The sequence below is a fragment of the Shewanella hafniensis genome (assembly GCF_019655335.1).
Taxonomy (GTDB): Bacteria; Pseudomonadota; Gammaproteobacteria; order Enterobacterales; family Shewanellaceae; genus Shewanella; species Shewanella hafniensis.
Map to the genome: position 1 here is coordinate 1 of NZ_BPFD01000022.1, position 20,645 is coordinate 20,645.

Consider the following 20,645-nt stretch of genomic DNA (forward strand, 5'->3'; position numbering starts at 1 on the left):
ATTGATCTAAATAAAATATATTTTTTAAGGTTCCAAACCTTTTGTAGCGCCCACTGCGTCAAAACTACAACACTCAATCATTATGGCAGGAAATTACAGTGACAGCAGGGATCCTCCCACTCAATGGCGCGATGTCTGACTTTGAACTGGTCACCTTAGCGAGCCAAGGAGACAGAACTGCCTTCAAGTTGCTGTATCAAAGCCATTACCAACGTATTTACGCCCTATCACTGCGCCTTTGTGGTCATAAAACCATGGCTGAAGAAATTACCCAAGAGTGTTTTATTTTAGTGTGGCAGAAGTTGCCACAATTTCGAGGTGAGAGTCAGTTTTCCACTTGGTTACACAGTATTTGTGTCAATCAGGCATTGAGCAGCATTCGTAAACAAAAGTCCTTTTGGTCACGATTTATTCCGCTGGAACAAGAAACTGAACCCTTAAGCTCTGATAGCAGCTATAGCGGATTAGATAAGTTAATTTTCAAACTGCCAGAACGCGCTCGCATGGTTTTCGTACTCTGTGCAATCGAAGGTTATCAACATGATGAAATCGCTGACTTACTCGGCATTGCCGTCGGTACCAGCAAGACCCAATACCATAGAGCTAAGCAACTACTACAGGAGATGCTGTAATGACGTTAACGCCGCTTTCCCGTGAACAACAGCTTGAGCAATTGATCAATAGCGCGCCCAAAGAGATGTCGCCTACACATGATCTGTGGCAAGGCATTGAAAAACGCATGGATAAAACGCTGATACCCCAAACGTACACATCCCAGAAGAGTCACGCTTGGGCGATAGCGGCTTCGTTTATTATTCTAGCGGCATTGGGATATACCCAATTGCCCTATTTCAACTCATTCATAATGCAGCAGACAGAGCTTGCCCAGAACCAAGCTATGCCAGAGCAACCAGGGGATGCGGCCTTACATTTATTACTCACCCAAATTGCAACATCACACCAAGCGCAAGTGGACAACCTAGAACAGGCGCCAAATGCGCTAATGTGGCAAACGAGCAGCTTCAGCGCACCCGTTGAGCAAGGTTTAACTGAGCTAAGGCTCGCGGCAACACAGATTTACCAAGCTTTACAAGCAAATCCAACCAATAAACAACTTTGGCAACTCTGGCTTTGGGTGCAGCAGCGTGAGCTCGACCTATTACAACAGGGCCAAAAATTACCCATTAGAAACTCGACACAAGGAAACACCCTATGAGTAACCGCAATCTCACTAAAGCTAGCCTATTGGTTTCGACACTCTGTTTAGGCTTAATGGGCAATGTGTTAGCAGCGCAAAGCATTGATAAACAGCTTAGTATTGGCAGCGACACCCAACTGCAGATCAAAGTCCAGCGCGGCGATGTGACGATTCAAACCTGGGATAAGAGTGAAGTCAGTGTCACAGGCACACTCGATGAATTGAGTGAAGGTTTTGTGTTCGAGCAACAGGGAAACAGTCTGAATATCGAAGACAAGATGCCTCGCCACTATAATGGCAATAATGACAAGGGCTCGCAGCTCACCATTAAAGTACCAAAAACAGTAAAACTCAATGCAGACACTATTTCAGCGAATCTGCAAGTTGCCGAAGCCCAAGGTGAACTCGATTTAAATACCGTCAGTGGCGATATCAAAGCTAACAACCTCAGTGGTAAACCTGAGTTAAATACCGTCTCTGGCGATATCACAACCAAAGCACTTGATGGGAAAATCAAATTAGAAACCGTATCCGGCACGATTCAAGACACTGACAGCAAAGGGGAAATGAACTATCGTCTCGTTAGCGGCGACTTAAATAGCCAAACTCAGGCAGAAAAAGTCACGGTGGAACAAGTTTCTGGCGAAGTGAATGCTAACTTTAGCCTCGCAAAGGAAATCGTACTCAGAACCGTCAGCGGTGACTCAAAAGTATCACTGGCGAAAAACTTCAACAGAGCCAATTTAGAAAGTGTGAGCGGCGATATTACCGTGATCTTTAATGATGTTCCCGATGCAAGCTTCAACTTAGATGGTGGTCCTGGTGGAAAAATCAACAACGGTTTAACCCAAGATGTACCGCAAAAACAAAAATATGTACCAAGCACAGAGTTATCATTCCAAACAGGCTCTGGTGCAGCCAACGTGAAGATGAATACCATCAGCGGTAATCTGATTTTAAAGAAACAGTAATAATAAAAGCTATTTAGCACAAATAAAAATGCCGCCAAAGTAAAACTCGGGCGGCATTTTTTACATCAAACTCATCAGACTGAAGCTATCTCTTCAGCCGTCAAATATCGCCATTCACCCAGTGCTAAGGTGGGGTCTAATTCAATTTGCCCTACACTTTCACGATGCAACCCTTGCACATGATTGCCCACAGCGGCAAACATACGCTTCACTTGATGGTACTTACCTTCAGTGATGGTGAGTCGCACTAATTGCGGCTCAATAATCTCCAGCAATGCAGGCTTAGTTAAGCCATCTTCACCGCGCAATTCAACGCCAGCGGCAAACACTGCAATCAAGCCAGCATCCACAGGTTCGGCGAGTTGCACTAAATAGCGTTTACCGCATTCTTTCTTCGGTGAAGTGATTTTATGCGACCACTGGCCGTCGGTCGTGATCAGCACTAGCCCTGTGGTATCGGCATCTAAACGACCAGCAATGTGCAAGGTTTCAGGCTTAGGCACATCCACTAAGCTCAATACCGATGGATAGGTTTCATCAATCGTTGAACAAATGGTATCGACTGGTTTGTTGAGCATTAAATAACGTACGCCCACTAAGGCAATAGGCTCGCCCTCGAGACAAACACGCATATCTTCAGTCACTTTAAAGCCCGAGTCTTTAACGACTATGCCATCGCAAGTGATATCACCGCGATGCAGGGCTTTTTTCGCTAATGAGCGAGTCAGTGGGGTACTCTCACAGATAAATTTGTCTAAACGCACGTTAATACTCAACTTCAATAAAGAAAACTGCCATATTATGAGGCCGACCACTTCAAAGGGCAAAGAATTGCTGCTCAGCACGCGATGTGTTTCTATCTAAGCCCTTACGTATTGACAACAGTCACCCTAGGGAAAGATAACATGACTGAATTCCAAAAGATGATCTCAGGCCAAGAATATGACTGCCTTGCCAGCGAACTATTAAGTTTACGCGCTCAGCAGCAACGGCTAAATCGACAATTAAATCAAATAATTGACCAAGAAAATACAGAATATAGCCAACTCTGTCAGCAGCTCATCCCCCCATAAATCTCCAGCCGCAACAATATCTACGCCGATTTTTATCAGTTATGGCGTCAATCTATCCCTTGCCGATAAAGTGTTTATCAATGTGAATGTCACCTTGCAGGATAATGCACCTATTTCTATTGGCGAGCAGACTATGGTCGGCCCCAATGCACAATTTTATACCTCGAGCCACCCACTCGATGCCGAGCTGCGTTGCTCAGGTTTAGAAACCGCTAAAACAATTAAGGTCGGTAAACGGGTATGGATTGGTGGCGGCGCTATCATAATGCCAGGCGTCACTATTGGTGATGACGCCATCATAGGCGCAGGTGCTGTAGTCACAAAAAATGTGGCCGCCAAAACTGTGGTCGCTGGTAACCCCGCGAAGCCGATCAGGCAGCTAATTTGATTGTGTGTAAAAAATGCGAAAGCTAAGTACTCGCTTACCTGAAAAGGCTTGCATACGGTAACTTCGCCGCTAATGAGCTTAAGACTGTAACTGGTAACCTTTAGTTACATATGACTCAAGATAAATCCGCGATAAAAACTGTAATGACCTTGTTTAGATTCCTAGTAAGGCATTAACATAGTTCATTGCGCCTGAAGCAATCCCATTTTGCAAAAAAATAACAGCCCCAATAATGGGCACAATAATAAACTCGAAGGAAACGACATGAGAAAAGTACTCATTGGGGGACTGTGTGCCTCACTTATCGCAGGCCTGACTGCCTGTAATGACAAGCCAGCCGAAGTTAAAGCACCTGAAACCGCTAAAACAGCCGCCGCAGCGGCAGTGACTCAGGTACTGGGCTCTGGTATTGAATTCGCTAATTTTGATAAAGCGGTTCGCCCACAGGACGATTTCTACAAATATGTTAACGGAACTTGGCTGAAAAACACTGAAATCCCAGCCGATCGTACTAGCATTGGCGCTTTCTACGATTTACGTGAAAAATCACGTGACGATGTAAAAGCCATTATCGAAGAAGTAGCAGCAACGCCAAATCTCGCCGCTGGTACAGACGAGCAAAAAGTAGCCGACTTATATCGCTCATTTATGGATACTGACACACTCAACAAACTGGGCGTGACACCAATCCAAGGTGAGTTCGATGCCATTAACGCCTTAAAAGATAAGAATGAATTGGTGAAGTACTTCGCCCACAGCCAAATCGCTGGTGCGGGTACGCCTATGGCATTTTATATCGATATCGATGCGAAAAACTCTAGCCGTTACGCGACTCATCTCTATCAATATGGCCTAAGCCTGCCAGAAAAAGACTACTACTTTAACGAGTCAGAACGCTTCGTTAATATCCGTAAGGCTTACCTAGCCCACATAGAAAAGATGTTTACTCTTGCGGGTCTTGCTAATCCTAAAGCCAGCGCTGAGTCTATTCTTGCCCTAGAAACGGCCATTGCCTCTAAGCATTGGGATGTGGTTGAAAACCGCGATAGCACGAAAACTTACAATCTATATCAAGTGAAAGATCTGCCAACATTGGCACCGGATATCGATTGGACTGTTTACTTAACAGCGCTGGGTGCGGATAAGCAAACCGACATCATTGTTAACCAGCCTAGCTATATCCAAGGTCTGAACGAGGTGTTAAAAACGACCGATTTAGCTACTTGGAAAACCTACATGCAATGGCAAGTGCTGACGCATGCAGCGAACTATTTGAGTGAAGCGCTAGACAACGAAAACTTCGATTTCTTCTCTAAAACCTTAAACGGTCAAGAAGAGCAAGAACCACGTTGGAAACGCGGCGTAGCCTCTGTTAACGGTATGCTGGGTGAAGTTGTCGGCAAAGTGTACGTTAAACGTCACTTTACGCCTGAAGCCAAAGACCGCATGCAAGCACTGGTGGAAAATCTTCGTGGCGCTTACGGCGACAGCATCAAAGATTTAACCTGGATGAGCGACAGCACTAAAGTGGCTGCGGCGGATAAATTAGCCAAATTCAACCCGAAAATCGGTTATCCGAACAAGTGGGAAGATTACAGCAAGCTGAGCATTAAAGCTGACGACTTAATCGGTAACGCTACTCGTGCCAGCGAAGTTGAACATGCTAAGTCATTAGCCAAACTGGGCGCGCCAATCGACAAAGACGAATGGCACATGACCCCACAAACGGTTAACGCTTACTACAACCCAACCATGAACGAAATCGTCTTCCCTGCGGCCATTCTGCAACCACCATTCTTCAATTTGGCGGCTGACGATGCAGTCAACTACGGTGGTATTGGTGCGGTAATCGGTCACGAAATGGGCCATGGTTTTGACGACCAAGGCGCTAAGTTCGATGGCGAAGGCAACATGCGTGATTGGTGGACAGAGCAAGATTTAAAAGAGTTTTCTGCTCGCGGCCAAGCGCTGATCGCACAGTACGATGGTTACTATGTGTTTGACGACTTGCACGTCAACGGTGGTTTAACGCTAGGTGAGAACATTGGTGATTTATCAGGCGTGACTATCGCATACCGCGCCTATAAAAAATCACTCAATGGTCAAGAAGCGCCGGTTATCGATGGCTTAACTGGCGATCAACGTTTCTTCATCGGTTTCACGCAAATTTGGCGTGCAAAGGCCAAAGAAGAAGCCATGCGTAATCGCGTAGCGACCGATCCACACTCACCTGCGGAATTCCGCGCTCTGGGTGCCCTATCTAACATGCCTGAGTTCTACACCACCTATGATGTGAAACCCGGTGATGCTATGTATATAGCCCCTGAAAAACGCGTAAAAATTTGGTAAGCCTAATTTAAATCGCCGCTCGGCTGCATAAGCTGAGCCACAACAATGGCGCTCACTGTCACAGGTGGCGCCATTTTTATTTCCTTAAACCACTGAGTTATGAAGTGACCCCATGCGCAAGATGAACAAGTCTTCATGATTGATTCAGCTTTAATTAAGCAAAAGAAGCCTATGGTGGATGTGTGACCTGTACCACTCACCCATAAGGAAGTAGGCCGCATGACTAAGTTATTTCGCACCTTTTTTATTTTTCTACTTTTATTATCGAGCCGCGCTGGTGTAGCAAATTCTCTCGACGTCAGTGACACTAAAACAGAACGTGGTAATTACAGTGCACGGCAGGCACAAAGCCACGATCTACAAGGTCTATACGCACTCAGCAGTCAGACCTTTGATGCGCCTCGTCAAGCCTCGAATGACTTATCTGTTCTCCATCACCAAGCCTATGATGCTCAGACTGAGCTGGCTCAGTTGCTTACCCGAATTGGCCATCATTCACAGACGCAAGTGATTATTCCTCCGGTGAAAAGTTATCAAAGAGCTGCCGACAAAGTGGCGACAAAATTTAACGGTGATGCCAGTCAAATCACCGACCTTGCAAGGGCAAGTATCGTGACCGACAGCATTCAAGATCTGATGAAGGCTTATCAAACTTTGAACGAACAGACCCAAGTTGTGAAACAAAAAAACCGCTTTGCTGAACCTAAAGCCTCAGGCTATCGCGATCTCAACTTGCTGGTACGTTTACCCCAATCAGGGATGATTGCCGAGGTGCAATTACACTTGCAGGATATCGCCGATATCAAAAGTGGCCCAGAGCACAAGGTATATGAAAAAGTGCAAAGGATTGAGGCCAATGCCCGTAAACAGCAAAGATCACTCAGTGAGTTTGAGCTGGCACAGATTGCCCAATTACGCCAAGAATCACACAAGCTGTACCACAAAGCATGGCTTAACTATAAGCGAGTCGATGAAGCCAGTTTATTAAGAGTCTCAGTCGCTTAACCCACAACCGCTTCCACTGTTGCGCTGGTCTCCTGCAAAGGTGCCAGCGCTTTTTTTTATATTTTACAGCGCCTGAAAAACCATATTAAAAATCAGCTGAAAAAAAGCACTCTCTCGCATCGAACGTCTTTTTAAGTCGATACCCAAGCAACCTGAAGATACGAGTTTCAGAGTGCCTAGGGTGCTTCAATTCAAGGCGCATCAATGACAGAATGTCGGCCACCTTTTGAATTGATGCAACACGGAAGTGAAGTGCCCTAGGCACTCCTTCCTGGCGAGCTTTAACACACTTTATGCAGTGTTGACTATTTTTAACTTAGCCCGCTAGGTCTGCAAATAGCCGCCTTGCCTAAAGTGCGTTAAATTCTCGCTGAATCCTGCATCTTCAGGTTGTTTGGGTATATAATCCCGCGCCATAGCCCTATCAGCAGGAAACGCCATGCACGACATCATTGAGCAACTCCAAGAACGCAGCGAAACTGTTCCTGTACCACTCGAATTACCCACATTTGAGCAGCTCGTCGAAGTTGAAGAGCAAATCCTGATTTCATTGCCGCGGGAGCTAAAAGAATACCTGCTGTATGCCAGTGATGTGATTTACGGCACGATAGAGCCAGTAACAGCATCGGATCCTTACTCACACACCTATCTGCCCGAAGTGACTTGCTATGCGTGGTCCATCGGTATGCCAAGGGACATGATTGCCATTTGTCAGCAGGGCGATGCCTTTTACTGTATCGACCAAGATGGCCAAGTGCATTTCTGGAAAAACGGCGGCTTTACCGATATCTATTGGGAGTCGTTCTGGGAATGGGTTGAAGAAATCTGGCTAAAGATTAAATACTAATTTTACTTTTATTGCATTGAGAACACGATTATGTCTAAAAACATTGGCTTGAATGCCATCGAAATGAGCTACTTACGCCAATCACTGAGCTTAAGTGCGGCTCAAGTTGGCACGCTAACTAACCATAGCGAAGCCGATGTATTAGCCTGGGAAAGTGGCGAACAAGCAGCACCTGAGCTGGCGCAAAAGAAACTGCTTGATATTGATGACATCATTGAGATGCAAGTGCTCAACACCTGCGATGGTATCGAAGAACTATTTAAAAAAGAACCTAAGCGTCATTTAGCTTTTGTGGTGTACCCCACTCAAGCCATTTACACTCAATACAACCCCGAATTTTTAAGTTCATTGCCTTTTACTGAGCTGTACAACACGGCAGCTTGGCGCATCAAGAAAGAGTGCAAACTGGTCCTAGAAGTCGACGTCAGCTTAATCGCACTGGACGTGGAAGCCTATAAAGCCTTCCGTGAACCGACCAAAATGAGCGAAAGCCGCGAAAGCCGTGCTAAATGGGCCGCGACTCAGCTATAAGCGTGCAAATCCAGAAGCTTAGCACTCGCATTAACAGTAAGGGCAGATATCACTATCTGCCCTTTTTATATTTTCATAATGATTCTCATATAATCAGTGGCTTAGAATGATTACCCCTTAGCTGCCACCACAGCATCCATCTTCTGTAAAGCCGATTGACGCGACGGCAGCGCAGACAACCTATCGCGATAAGCGGCGAGTTTAGGTGGAATAGTTTGTTCAAACAATGTGCCCCACATTAAGGTATGGGCCAGTAAAATATCCGCCACCGAAACGTCATCACCGAGCAAGAAATCACTTTCAGGCAACATGGCTTCGGCCAATGCCACCGCCTTATCAAACTCCCATACCGCACAAGGCATGATCTGCGGATGACGCTGCGCCTCAGGCAAGGCAAACTTATGTTTACCCAAAGTCCAAAGCGGCTGCTCAAGCTCAGTAATGATGAAGCTTACCCATTGATGGTGCAAACCCGAAGCGTTACTCCCCACTGGTGGCAGCAACTTACCCTCGCCATACTTTTCTGCGAGATAAAGGCAAATCGCTGCAGATTCAGATAACACTAGCTCAGCATCCGTTAGCACAGGCACTTTACCACAGGGATTTATCGCTAAAAATGCCGCGCTGCGATGCTCACCTTTAGTCATATCCACAAAGGAAAAATCCCAATCAACCCGTAACTCTTCCAACACCCAAGCAACTCGTAATGCGCGACTGCGCGGTGTGCCATATAAAGTGATCATTGCAACGTCCTTTTAGTCCGGTTAATTCGTGTCCTAACGAAGATACACTGAGTTTGCGTTAGTGCAAATCTGCCCATAAAAAACGGCGCTTAATGCGCCGTTTCGATTTCACTATACTTTGATATAAAACACTGAGCTATAGAACTCGTAGGCTTGATATTAGAAGTTCATTGAGAGTTTAGTGTAAATGTAGCGACCCATTGGATTATGTACTGATGTCACGTAACCGTAGAGGTCGGTATCACCATCACCTATAGCGAATGGTGGCTCTTCGTCAAATACGTTGTTCACGCCTAGTGTCAGCTTGAACATCTCATTGAAGCGATAAGTACCTGACATGTCGACTAAAATTTGAGCATCAATTGTACGAGTTTTGTTGAAATCTTCAAACTCACCGATATAACTCAAATTTAAATTGGCGGCAAAGTTATCCATAGTCCAGTTGGTTGTCGCTAACCAACGATTCTTCGGATACTTATACTCTCCGGTATAATCGACCACTTGATGAGTATCATCTTTTTCAAAGTTATGCAGATAACTCCATTCAAGACCGAACTTAAGGTCGCCATAACTATCGAGTTCGAATCCATAATGGGTCGACACATCCATACCCTGAACTTCTTGCGAACCTAAGTTAACAAAGCTTGAGCGGATCACATCTAGTGCGCCAAATGTTTGACCAGCTTGAGGTGCTAGGCGCACACACACAGTGCTGTTCTGATCGTTACAATTAGCGTCATAAATATCCTGCAGTAACAACTTATCAATCTTATTATCTTGAGTGATGCTGTAGATATCGAAACCAATATCGAACTTCTGGCTTGGCGCCCATATCATGCCGATATTCCAAGTCTCTGACTCCTCAGCCTTTAACTTTGGGTTACCTGCAAACTCAGTCGTTTCATCAGACAAGGTACAACCTTGACCGTCGGCTGCGCAGCGATATTTATCAATTAGGAAGCTACTTTCTTCAGATGGACCTAAACCAATTTGCGCTAATGAAGGCGCACGGAACCCAGTAGACCAAGAGGCACGCGCCGTTATCTCATCACTAATACCCCATTGGAAAGCAATCTTAGGATTAGTGGTTGAACCAAAATCACTGTAGTGATCATATCGACCCGCAAGTTGCAGCTCGAAGTTATCTGTTACTGGGATAGAAAATTCAGTATACGCCGCCCATTGATCGCGATCGCCCTTAGCTGAAACAGCTTCGGTACCAAAAATCAATCCACGTTGAAATTGCTCATCCGGCTCGTCGCTGATGGCTTCTTCACGATATTCAACTCCAGCCGCCATCATGATATCGCGATCGGCAAGGGTAAATGCTTGACCTGAGATATTCGCCGCATAGGAAGTCATGGTTGACAGACCTTGGCGCACTAGACTGGTGGTAATATCATCAATGACATCTTGGGAGTTCATGGTGCCACCGAAAGGATTGTAGCGACCCGCATCGATTTCACGTTGCAAGTAATCGGTTCTGACCCAACCTTGGCTGCGGTCACCCGTTTGAGTTGACTCACTGCGCCCCTTTTGCACCGAAGCTTCCCAGTCCCAGTCTTTAACTACACCGCGTAAACCTGCGACTAAACGTAGAGTATCAGATTCAATATCCCAACGACGCGCACCCGCATCAACAGTACGGAAACGACCGATGTCAATATCTTTACCCCAAGGGTTATTTGGATGAGTTCCAGGTACGGTTAAGCCAGCTTTCTCATCAAGTGGCGTCGGCGCACCGCCCGCTTCCGATGTATTGTGCTGGGCAGCTAACTCGAGAAAAGCGGTTAAATCATCATTAAAGTGATATTCGAATTGACCAATAGCACCCACACGTTCAGCAGCAGGCACAACAAGGTTATACGGACCATAATCAAAGACACAAACTTCACCGTCTATATTGCGATCGGCAGGACAAGCTGGGTCAACTGTCGGCACCCCATCCACATAAAAATATCCAGGAAAACCACGGGAAGAACGCGAATCTTCACCGCCGTAAGGACTCTGATCTGCAGTTCCAAAACGGCCTAAATCCGTTGCTGCTAAAGTATCATTTTTAAAATAGTCGAGAATGATAGAGGCACTGCCCTTATCGGATTTCATCCCCCAAACCATGTTCGCCGTAGTTTCATTGTAACCCGTACCTGAAGCATCACCGTAGCCTAGGTTGACTTCAATGCCCTCAATGTCTTTCTTCAGGACAATGTTGACCACACCCGCAATCGCATCAGAACCATAAATAGCCGAGGCACCATCCTTAAGAATATCAATACGTTCGATAGCTGAAACAGGGATATTATTGATATCCACGAAAGAATTAGTGATACCTTCAGCAAAAGCACTCGCAGCAACACGACGGCCATTAATCAAGACTAAGGTAGCATCAGGACCTAAACCACGTAGACTGATAGATGCACCGCCGTTGGCAGTTGAATCTTGGCTATTACCACGGGTAGAAAACGCACCAGCACCGTTCGCAGGCATACGTTCGAGCAATTGCTGTAGGTTATCGAACCCCATATTAGCAATATCGTCTTTGCTGATCGATTGGATCGGGGAAGGGCCTTCGATATCTGTACGTTTAATACGAGAACCCGTTACTTCAATACGTTCAACTTTTTCTGCGCCTTTATCGGCTGCATGGACTACTGTCGGCGCAAATGCTAAAGCAATCGCGATGGCACAAGCACTGGGTAGAATCTGAGGTCTGTTCATACATATCCCTTGTTTTATCTATTTTATTAAAATTATATTAACCATTAGAAAACCATAAATTAACAATACACAAGGTAATGAGTTACAAACCAAAGTCAATGGGATCACAATGAAAGTTAAACTTTTGTTACATGTTGAGACAATATGCTTTCCTTCTGCGAGAATCAAAAAGGTCTAGGCACTAGAACATTCCACTCACGTGACAAATCGTGATGCTTGAATATCAGAATTTAAGGAAGATACATGGAAGACAAGATCATTCATCGAGCAGAGTTTGCCGCTAATCTAGGTTTGTATTGGTTGCTTTCAGGGGCCGCCTATTTCAGCCTCAGCATAGTCGGCATTCCCTTGTTATTACTTTGGTTCCCAATCGGGCTGTGGGGAACCCGCCGCTATATTCGTAATATGAGTGCTGAGCTCACCAGTAATAAGTTGATCGTGCGCCGCGGAATATTAACTCGTACCGAAAATACAGTACCTTTGGACAAAATTACCGATATGGCATTGATCCAAGGTCCAATTATGCGCCTATTTGGTCTGCATAAACTCACGGTAGAAACCGCAGGGCAATCGGGCGCGGGTGCCTTGATAAGCTTAGTCGGCATAGTTGATGCGCCTCAATTTAGAACCCGCGTATTAGAACAAAAAGAGCTTCTTGCTATGCCCTTACATTCAACGAGCCCATCGGTACAACCTGATGATGCGTTATTACAAAACGTAGTCGAAATCGCAGCAAGCCTAAAACGAATTGAAGCCTTGCTCAGCCAACAATTAAATAGATAAATTAAATAAAACGACTTTCAGTTCAATCACTTTACCTTTAATGTTGAACAACTATCTTAGCGTTAGCTCAGCTTTAACTTGAGTACAGCTTTAACTTGAGTACAGCCTTAACATAAGAGCGTGTTCGATTCCCAAGATTAATTTTCAATAGGTATTTTTGATAACGACATGACAGAATCCTCGGTAACCTCTTCTTCATCCTCTTGGATGACGCACCTGGCGCTTGGCATTAAAGCTATGGGGCCAGGTGTGCTTATGGCCGCAGCGGCGATTGGCGCATCGCATTTAGTTGCCTCGACTCGGGCCGGCGCCGAATTTGGCTGGCAATTAGCATGGGTGATTTTAGGGGTGAATTTACTTAAGTATCCTTTCTTTGCCGCTGGCGCACGCTACACCGCCGCCACAGGGGAGAGTTTACTGCACGGTTACCTCAAACAGGGCCGAGGTTATTTACTGCTATTTACGGGACTGAATGTGATCGCCGCCGTTGCCAGCACTGCGGGTGTTTGCATGCTCACCGCCGCTATGTTGACCCAATTTATTCCGCTTCCCATCGATTGGTTAGCCCTATTGGTATTGCTAAGTTCTTTGGCTTTGCTGATTTTAGGCCATTATCAACTACTTGATAGACTCACTAAGATCATCATGTTCGCCTTAACGCTAACGACCTTAATTGCCGTGGCCTTAGCTTGGGATAATGCTCAACCATTAGCGAGCAATTTTGTTTCTCCCTCACCTTGGCAATGGGCCCATGTGGGATTCCTGGTCGCCATGATGGGCTGGATGCCGGCACCGATTGAAGTGAGCGCTTGGAATTCCCTCTGGTTGCTCGAAAAACAAAAAAGCCAGACGGTCACAAAAGCACAGGCGCTGCTCGACTTTAATTTAGGCTACATCATCACCGCGATCCTCGCGATCGTGTTTCTGTCCTTGGGCGCCTTAGTGATGCACGGCAGTGGTGAGCACTTTTCCGATTCCGGCGCGCAATTTGCTAATCAATTGATCAACCTTTACAGCCAAGTGATGGGCGGCGAGAGTCGTTATCTTATTGGTGTTGTGGCATTTCTGTGTATTTTCAGCACAACAGTAACTGTTATCGATGGCTACAGCCGCACTTTAGATATGGGCTGGCAGTTACTCACATCAAAGGCCAGTTCAGACAAACTCCTCACAGGGATCATGCTCGCCATCAGTGCCTTTGGTTTATTGCTAATCCTCTTCTTTAAAGGCGCACTGTTACCGCTGCTTGAGTTTGTGATGATCTTGGCCTTTATGACCACAGTCATTTTTGCTTGGTTAAACTACCGCTTAATGACCAGCAAACAGCTCCCCGAAGCCGATAGATACGACACTAAGATGAAGCTACTCTCTTGGTTTGGCCTAAGTTATCTACTGATTTTCGCGGCGCTGTTTATTTATTGGTACAACGTAATTAAAAGTTGATGACTAAGATGGCATGACAGCAATTTATGTCAGAGTCATAAATTGCATTTGCTACGCTGCGTTAAATTCCTGCGAAATTCTGCTTTTGAGGCGGTTTGGGTATATAATACCGCCTCTTAAACCAGACAGCGCAGCCGCGCCAAGAGATGACCATGATTAATAATGATATTTTGCGCCGTTTGCGCTTCGTGTTTGATTTCAACAATGCCAAAATGATTAAAATTTTTGCCAAAGCTGGAAGAGAAGTGCCAACAGAAGAGATCATTGCTCTGCTGCACAAAGAAGAGGAAGAAGGTTACAAAGCCTGTAATGACACCACTTTATGTCAGTTCCTAGACGGCCTTATCATCGAAAAGCGTGGCCTACGTGAAGGTGCAGAAATCCCAGCGCCAGTATCGCGTTTAAACAATAACTTAATCTTCAAAAAGCTCAGAGTGGCACTCGAAATGCGTGAAGAAGACATAGTTGCAGCCTTGGCTCTAGCCGAAGTGCAAATGTCAAAATCAGAACTGAGCGCGCTGTTCCGCAATCCGGATCATAAGAATTTTAAAGAGTGCGGCGATCAAATCCTGCGTAACTTTATTCGCGGCTTATCACTTAAGTATCGCGGTGAATAACGCAACACATCAGTTTTTCATATCAAACGCAGCTTAGGCTGCGTTTTTTATATCCGATTTAGCTATACCTAAAGTTGCTTAGGCATAAACAACAGCATAACAATTCCATCTGAAGTACCTCATAAATCCTGTTTAAAACAGCGGACTTTTTTACTGCTGCAAAAAAAACCACAAATACCTCGTTCCACGGACAACAAAGATCACATTTCATGATAACCTTACGTGACTTACAGCACGTATTGACCACTTAAACAATAACTCAAAAGGTTACCCATGGACGATAATAAACGCCCCCTCTATCTTCCGTTTGCAGGACCTGCCATTCTTGAAGCCCCACTGATTAACAAGGGCAGTGCATTTTCTGAAGAAGAGCGTATTTTCTTTAACCTCGAAGGCTTAGTTCCCTATGCCATTGAAACGATTGAGGAGCAAGCTTCCCGCGCCTACGATCAATTTAGAAGTTTCAACAACGACTTAGACAAGCATATTTACCTACGTAATATCCAAGACACTAACGAGACCTTATTTTATCGTCTAGTGCAAAATAACATCAGCGAGATGATGCCCATCATCTATACGCCGACGGTAGGTTTGGCTTGTGAACGTTTCTCGAAAAACTACCGCCGCAACCGTGGTTTGTTTATCTCCTATCCGAACAAAGATAGGATCGATGACATTCTCAATAACTCGACTCGCCAAAAAGTTAAAATCATCGTTGTTACCGACGGTGAACGTATTTTAGGCCTTGGCGATCAAGGCATTGGCGGCATGGGGATCCCTATTGGTAAGCTGTCACTCTACACTAGCTGTGGTGGCATCAGTCCGGCTTATACTCTGCCTATCACTTTAGACGTAGGCACAGATAATCCGCAGTTGTTAGAAGATCCTATGTATATGGGCTGGCGCCATCCGCGCATCGGTGGCGAAGAATACGCCGAGTTTATCGAAGCCTTTATGCAAGCCGTACATGTGCGTTGGCCAGACACTTTGATCCAGTTCGAAGACTTTGCCCAAAAGAACGCCATGCCGATCTTAGAGCGTTATAAAGATCGCTATTGCTGCTTTAACGATGATATTCAAGGTACCGCTGCCGTTGCCGTCGGTTCATTGCTGGCCGCTTGTAAAGCTGCAGGTACTGAATTAAATCAACAACGTATTGCCTTCCTTGGTGCGGGTAGCGCGGGTTGCGGTATCGCCGAAGCTATAGTGGCGCAAATGGTGTCCGAAGGGATCAGCGACGAGCAAGCTCGCACGCAAGTATGTATGGTTGACCGTTGGGGCTTATTGCTAGACAACATGCCTAACCTGTTGCCATTCCAGCAAAAATTGGCGCAGAAATGCACCAATATCCAAAACTGGAGTAATTTCAGCGACAATATTTCATTATTGGATGTAGTTAACAACGCTAAGCCAACCGTGCTGATTGGCGTATCCGGCGTACCGGGTCTGTTCACCGAAGAAATTATTCGCGCTATGCACAGCCATTGTGCCCGCCCGATTATTTTCCCACTGTCGAACCCAACCAGCCGTGTTGAAGCGACGCCAAAGGACATTTTGCATTGGACCTCAGGTCAAGCACTCGTCGCCACGGGTAGTCCGTTCGAGCCCGTTGTGGTCGATGGTGAAACCTATGAGATTGCCCAGTGTAACAACAGCTTTATCTTCCCAGGTATTGGCTTAGGCGTATTAGCGTCTGGTGCCCGCCACGTTTCCGATGCCATGTTAATGGCCTCAAGCCGCGCACTTGCAGAATGCTCGCCACTGGCAATCGACGGTAGCGGCCCATTATTGCCGAAACTTGAAGATATCCACGCGGTCAGCAAGCACATTGCTTTCGCCGTAGGTAAAGTCGCAGTTGAACAAGGTTTAACGCTGCCAATGAGCGATGAAATCTTACAACAATCAATTGAAGGCAATTTCTGGAGTCCAGAATATCGCCGCTACAAACGCACTTCGTTCTAAGCATAACGTTGCCGCGACTTAAGTCGTGGCAACGCAGCTTTAGCTAAGGGTTTGTGCTAGCAAAAAGCCCGTCACTGCAAAGTGACGGGCTTTTTGATTTTCAGACTCAGCGCTTATTTCAATAAAAACTAAGGCGCCATCACCTGTTTAAAGCTATTGAGCATAGAGCGATCGGTACGTGCTTTTTTCAATTTGCGTAGGCTTTCTTTGAGCGATTCATCGGCTAAACGGGTGAAGATACCGTTATATTCTTGCTCTTGGATTTCACCATCGGTATCAGCCTGCTCAGAAATCTCTTGGGCAACACGGCTCAACTGCAACCAAGCATTCGCAATATAAAAACCGTGGAATGCGGCTTGCTCCATAAGATTACGCGCGCTAGCAGGCAAAGATGCCCAAGCTTGGCTAAATTTGCCCTCTCTGTCTTCCAACAGTTCAGCGCACAGGCTTTGATATGCAGCCAATAATCCATCCGGAAGTTTTGCCATTGGCAGCACTTTATTCGCAACATTGTAAGAAATCTGCTCGGCAGTTTCACGGTAAACAGCTGATAATTCACTCATAAAAAATCTCGATTAACATTCATTCAAAAAATAGACTTAAAACTGACCACTCACATATAAACCATAAACGCCGTTACCTGCTATCGGTGTGACAGTAATTCCTTCATAGGGCTGAGTAAAATACCAACCCGCTAGTGCGCCAATTGCAGCACCCGCTAACACGTCTTCTAGGTAATGTTGATCGCTCGCCACTCGGGTATAGCCAACATACGATGCCGCGACATAGGCGGGTAAACCATACTGCCAGCCATAACGTTGCTGAATAAACGTCGCCGCCATAAAGCTGTCAGAGGTATGACCCGATGGGAACGAATCATCGCCACTACCGTCGGGTCTGTCTTTACTCACGCCATATTTTAGGCCTTCAACAATTAATCGACTCGATACTGCCGCCTGAATTAACTGCCAACTACCGTCGTAACCGTCTTCATAAAATAACGTCGCGCCCATTGCCGTTGCGGGGAGCAATAAATGCAATACATCGCCCGAGGTTTCTAAATCTGAACCCGCCCAACTATTGCTGCTTATCATAAGTAGGGCAGCACAAAGTAATTTTTTCAAGGGTGATTCCTTTTTAGAATAATTTTCAAGGCGAAGTTTATACCTTGATCACTAGCCGAATGCAAAATTGCGATACATCTATATTCAAAATGAACAAACAAGTTATGCTAAGCTCATTATTAGCTATTGATTTTAATGCGAACAGGAAACTTTTTTGCTACGTCCACTCCGATACTTATCATTTACCTTGTTGCTGCTCTTACTGCCGCTCAGCCTCGCTATGGCAGAAGAAAAGACTCAGGTTGATAAAATATTTGAAAGATTTGAAAGCGGCGTCCCTATGACCCGCGAAGCAATTAACAGCGATCTTGCGTTATTGAGCAAACTGATTGCAACCGACGATATACTCCGCAATGAAAAGCTGCAGCTACTTAAATGCTGGGATCAAAGTGCCGAAACGGATACTGACATAGCGCTGGCAGTTAAAAATACGAGTCAAACACTGACCAATATTCCGCCAACCGCATCTCCGCATTTCATCACCGACCTCATGCTTTGTCATTCTTGGTTTTTGCAGTTAAATGGTGATGTAGATAGCGCGATGGAAGGTTATAACCTCAGCGTTAAGCGTGCCTATGAGCATGAAGATCTTAAACTCATTGCCGACTCACGCAGCCTTCGCGGCGCTCTGTATTCCTATATTGGCGATTTTTCTGCGGCATTAGACGATCTGATAACTGCACAAGATCTCTACGAGTCACTGAATTTAACCGGCTGGGCTAACATCAATCTTGCCGATATGGCCACCAGCTTTAAACGTTATGGCGATCCCCAAAGTGCAATCCGTTACTACAATAAACTCAAAGCACTCTATTTAAAGAACAATAACCAAGAGCAGGCAATGTATGTCACCTCAGAAATAGGTCTGGCTTTAGATGAACTGGGTGAACATCAACAAGCTATTGATCACTTCTTGCTCAGCTATCAATACTTTAAGGAACATCAGCTAGAAAAAGTGGCCGCCACTATGGCGACGGACATTGCCTTTAGCTTAATCAAACTCCATCGTCTTAATGAAGCTGAAAAATATTTAACTGAAGCCGCAGCTGTGATTAGCGAAAAAGATTATGCCGCTTATAGCTTTATGAAACTCTTTACGGCCAATATCAAGTTTCAACAAGCACGTTATAAAGAAGCGCTTACCGAACTCGAACAAGGGGAAAAAGCCTTTCGAACTCTGCAAAATGATCGGGGACTCACCCAACTATTACAGCTGAAAAGTGATGTCTATGCGGCGATGAATAATTTACCTGCGGCCTATGGCGCACTGCAGGAATTTGTCGCCCTCACCAAAAAAGTCGATGACAACTCCTTCTCTCATCAAACCACAGAATTAAAAATGAAGTTTGATACCACTAGGATTGAATCTGAAAATCAGCGCTTGATTGAAAACCAAAACCTTAAAGAACAAGAACTCGCGCTGCTTGAGAAGAATAAGTCATTGCAACACATCATTTTATTATTGACGGGCTTTATCCTAACAATAGTGTCGATATTTGCGTATAAACAAGTGCAGAGAAATCGCCAATTACAGGTCATAGCCCTCACCGATTACCTCACCAAGCTCCCTAATCGTCGGCATATTTATTCCCAAGCCGCACAGTATTTTCAGCAAGCCTTAAAACAACAAAGCCCTTTTTCGGTGATTATCTTTGATGCGGACCACTTCAAGAAAATTAACGATAACTTCGGCCATGAACTAGGCGATCGCGCCTTACTGACGATCGCAAGCGCAAGTCAAGCCCTAACGGGTAATAAAGATCTTATTGGCCGTATCGGTGGTGAAGAGTTTTTAATTCTCTTACCCAACACAGATGCTGAACGTGCTTGTGAACTTGCCCATCAGTTGCAAGCTCAAATTAGTCGTCTAGGCGCTGAGGATTTACCGGCTGAACTCAAATTGACCGTTAGTGCAGGTGTCGCAACCTTAGCGCCGCAGCCCAATAGTGACAACACCTATCAAGACAAAGACTTTGCCAGTCTACTGAAACGGGCTGACGACGCCCTTTATGAGGCTAAAAATGCGGGAAGAAATTGTGTTAAAGCCGCCAAAAATGAGGCTGCGAGAGAGAGTTAAACACTTTTATGCCAAAACACTTGATGCTGTAAGGGCGGTGGCAGAGCACCAAACCATGTCTGATATAAACGACTAAATTCCCCTGAGTCTTTCATTTTCTCAAGCTCTGTTTGCCAACTCGTGACCGTGACCGCCGAGGTCCCTTTAGAAAAAGCTAAGTACAGATTAATCTCAGATACGACATATACTTGGCGTATATCGGCCTCACTTGCGCCAACCTCTTCTAATATCTGCTTAACCGCAAGATCCGCTTGGCACCAGAAACGAATTCGAGAAAACAGTAACTGCTTTGCCGATTGCTGTGGAAAACTCGCCACCAGTAAGTTATCGACACCCGCTTGTTGTAACAGCTGTGCTCCAGCGGATTCTCGATAAACCCCGACAATATCTTTAGATTGCAGTTCAGCAAGTTGCTCGAGCACTATGGGATCTGCCGCCCTCGCATACAAAGCAATTTTGCTGGTTGCAATCGGGCCGATAAAATCGAAATGATCTTCACGCTCGTCATTAATAGACGTCGCAAAAAGTAAGACATTCGCCGAAGTATTGGCAATCGAATACGCCCGTGCCCAAGGTAACACCTCGATTTTCTCGCTCTGTCCCAGCCTCGATTGCAGGGTATTCACTAAGTCCACTGCAAAACCATGGGGAACGCCATCTTGCTCGTAACTCATGGGAGGCCAAGCTTCGGTCACCAGTTTCAACTTATCAGGCGCAGCAAAAACAAGATTAGGCATTAGGCCTAATAGACTCATCGCAAGAAAAAACGCCCTAGGAGAAAACGCACTCAGCATACTGATACCAAAAGCGAAACAT

Annotated in this window: 19 protein-coding genes and 1 pseudogene; 14 read left to right on the top strand and 6 right to left on the bottom strand. The window is 45.5% G+C overall.

Annotation, left to right across the window (positions count from 1 at the left end; genetic code table 11):
* Positions 1-98: 98 nt before the first annotated feature.
* The 3 genes from K5Q99_RS08640 to K5Q99_RS08650 are packed head-to-tail and all read left to right on the top strand — an operon-like array spanning position 99 to position 2,169.
* A complete protein-coding gene (locus tag K5Q99_RS08640; RefSeq protein ID WP_220776621.1) occupies positions 99-632 on the top strand; it encodes an RNA polymerase sigma factor in 534 nt (177 codons plus the stop codon).
* A complete protein-coding gene (locus tag K5Q99_RS08645) occupies positions 632-1,216 on the top strand; it encodes an anti-sigma factor (protein ID WP_220776622.1) in 585 nt (194 codons plus the stop codon). Before K5Q99_RS08640 ends, K5Q99_RS08645 begins: the two co-directional genes overlap by 1 nt.
* On the top strand, positions 1,213-2,169 hold the full coding sequence (locus K5Q99_RS08650; RefSeq protein ID WP_220776623.1) for a DUF4097 family beta strand repeat-containing protein: 957 nt from the start codon (positions 1,213-1,215) through the stop codon (positions 2,167-2,169). The genes K5Q99_RS08645 and K5Q99_RS08650 overlap by 4 nt, the downstream gene beginning before the upstream one ends.
* A gap of 74 nt (positions 2,170-2,243) precedes the next feature.
* On the opposite strand, the gene rsuA is transcribed toward K5Q99_RS08650, so the two are convergent.
* Positions 2,244-2,996 carry a 16S rRNA pseudouridine(516) synthase RsuA gene (rsuA, locus tag K5Q99_RS08655; protein WP_220776652.1) on the bottom strand — a complete coding sequence of 251 codons (753 nt, stop codon included), beginning with the start codon at positions 2,994-2,996 and terminating at the stop codon, positions 2,244-2,246.
* Positions 2,997-3,092: 96 nt separating this feature from the next.
* On the opposite strand from rsuA, the gene K5Q99_RS22870 reads away from it, so the two are divergent.
* From K5Q99_RS22870 to K5Q99_RS08680, 6 genes and pseudogenes are all read left to right on the top strand, one after another.
* Positions 3,093-3,242 (top strand): maltose acetyltransferase domain-containing protein, encoded by a 150-nt coding sequence (locus K5Q99_RS22870; protein WP_246604432.1) that lies wholly within the window; start codon positions 3,093-3,095, stop codon positions 3,240-3,242.
* A 229-nt stretch (positions 3,243-3,471) separates the two neighbouring features.
* A pseudogene (locus K5Q99_RS22875) lies at positions 3,472-3,621 on the top strand (DapH/DapD/GlmU-related protein); the annotation flags it as partial.
* 273 nt (positions 3,622-3,894) lie between these two features.
* Positions 3,895-5,979, top strand: a complete 2,085-nt coding sequence (locus K5Q99_RS08665) for a M13 family metallopeptidase (protein ID WP_220776624.1) — start codon at positions 3,895-3,897, stop codon at positions 5,977-5,979.
* Between the two features lie 219 nt (positions 5,980-6,198).
* Positions 6,199-6,984: a RelA/SpoT domain-containing protein gene (locus K5Q99_RS08670; RefSeq protein ID WP_220776625.1), complete on the top strand. Its 786-nt coding sequence runs from the start codon at positions 6,199-6,201 to the stop codon at positions 6,982-6,984.
* Positions 6,985-7,423: 439 nt separating this feature from the next.
* Positions 7,424-7,831 carry an SMI1/KNR4 family protein gene (locus K5Q99_RS08675; RefSeq protein ID WP_011845817.1) on the top strand — a complete coding sequence of 136 codons (408 nt, stop codon included), beginning with the start codon at positions 7,424-7,426 and terminating at the stop codon, positions 7,829-7,831.
* A gap of 30 nt (positions 7,832-7,861) precedes the next feature.
* On the top strand, positions 7,862-8,362 hold the full coding sequence (locus K5Q99_RS08680) for a DUF4447 family protein (protein WP_106651586.1): 501 nt from the start codon (positions 7,862-7,864) through the stop codon (positions 8,360-8,362).
* 110 nt (positions 8,363-8,472) lie between these two features.
* Here K5Q99_RS08680 and K5Q99_RS08685 read toward each other — a convergent pair whose 3' ends face one another.
* Together K5Q99_RS08685 and K5Q99_RS08690 are read right to left on the bottom strand one after the other, a co-directional pair.
* Positions 8,473-9,105, bottom strand: a complete 633-nt coding sequence (locus K5Q99_RS08685; protein WP_220776626.1) for a glutathione S-transferase family protein — start codon at positions 9,103-9,105, stop codon at positions 8,473-8,475.
* A gap of 159 nt (positions 9,106-9,264) precedes the next feature.
* The gene (locus tag K5Q99_RS08690) at positions 9,265-11,823 is read right to left on the bottom strand and encodes a TonB-dependent receptor (protein WP_220776627.1); all 2,559 of its coding nucleotides are present in this window, start codon (positions 11,821-11,823) and stop codon (positions 9,265-9,267) included.
* 243 nt (positions 11,824-12,066) lie between these two features.
* On the opposite strand from K5Q99_RS08690, the gene K5Q99_RS08695 reads away from it, so the two are divergent.
* The 4 genes from K5Q99_RS08695 to K5Q99_RS08710 all read left to right on the top strand — a co-directional run bounded on the left by K5Q99_RS08695 (position 12,067) and on the right by K5Q99_RS08710 (position 16,628).
* Positions 12,067-12,606 (top strand): PH domain-containing protein, encoded by a 540-nt coding sequence (locus tag K5Q99_RS08695; protein ID WP_220591094.1) that lies wholly within the window; start codon positions 12,067-12,069, stop codon positions 12,604-12,606.
* A 168-nt stretch (positions 12,607-12,774) separates the two neighbouring features.
* Positions 12,775-14,049 (top strand): Nramp family divalent metal transporter, encoded by a 1,275-nt coding sequence (locus tag K5Q99_RS08700; protein ID WP_220776628.1) that lies wholly within the window; start codon positions 12,775-12,777, stop codon positions 14,047-14,049.
* Positions 14,050-14,201: 152 nt separating this feature from the next.
* The gene (locus K5Q99_RS08705) at positions 14,202-14,666 is read left to right on the top strand and encodes a YehS family protein (protein ID WP_006080239.1); all 465 of its coding nucleotides are present in this window, start codon (positions 14,202-14,204) and stop codon (positions 14,664-14,666) included.
* Positions 14,667-14,939: 273 nt separating this feature from the next.
* Positions 14,940-16,628 (top strand): NAD-dependent malic enzyme, encoded by a 1,689-nt coding sequence (locus K5Q99_RS08710; RefSeq protein WP_006084095.1) that lies wholly within the window; start codon positions 14,940-14,942, stop codon positions 16,626-16,628.
* A 128-nt stretch (positions 16,629-16,756) separates the two neighbouring features.
* Here K5Q99_RS08710 and K5Q99_RS08715 read toward each other — a convergent pair whose 3' ends face one another.
* Both K5Q99_RS08715 and K5Q99_RS08720 read right to left on the bottom strand, forming a co-directional pair.
* Positions 16,757-17,191: a DUF3069 domain-containing protein gene (locus K5Q99_RS08715; protein ID WP_006084096.1), complete on the bottom strand. Its 435-nt coding sequence runs from the start codon at positions 17,189-17,191 to the stop codon at positions 16,757-16,759.
* Between the two features lie 36 nt (positions 17,192-17,227).
* On the bottom strand, positions 17,228-17,752 hold the full coding sequence (locus K5Q99_RS08720; RefSeq protein ID WP_106651592.1) for a phosphatase PAP2 family protein: 525 nt from the start codon (positions 17,750-17,752) through the stop codon (positions 17,228-17,230).
* Positions 17,753-17,906: 154 nt separating this feature from the next.
* On the opposite strand from K5Q99_RS08720, the gene K5Q99_RS08725 reads away from it, so the two are divergent.
* Positions 17,907-19,829 (top strand): GGDEF domain-containing protein, encoded by a 1,923-nt coding sequence (locus K5Q99_RS08725; protein WP_220776629.1) that lies wholly within the window; start codon positions 17,907-17,909, stop codon positions 19,827-19,829.
* Here the strand turns inward: K5Q99_RS08725 and K5Q99_RS08730 are convergent.
* Positions 19,826-20,623, bottom strand: a complete 798-nt coding sequence (locus tag K5Q99_RS08730; protein WP_220776630.1) for a substrate-binding periplasmic protein — start codon at positions 20,621-20,623, stop codon at positions 19,826-19,828. The genes K5Q99_RS08725 and K5Q99_RS08730 overlap by 4 nt on opposite strands.
* Positions 20,624-20,645 lie beyond the last annotated feature (22 nt).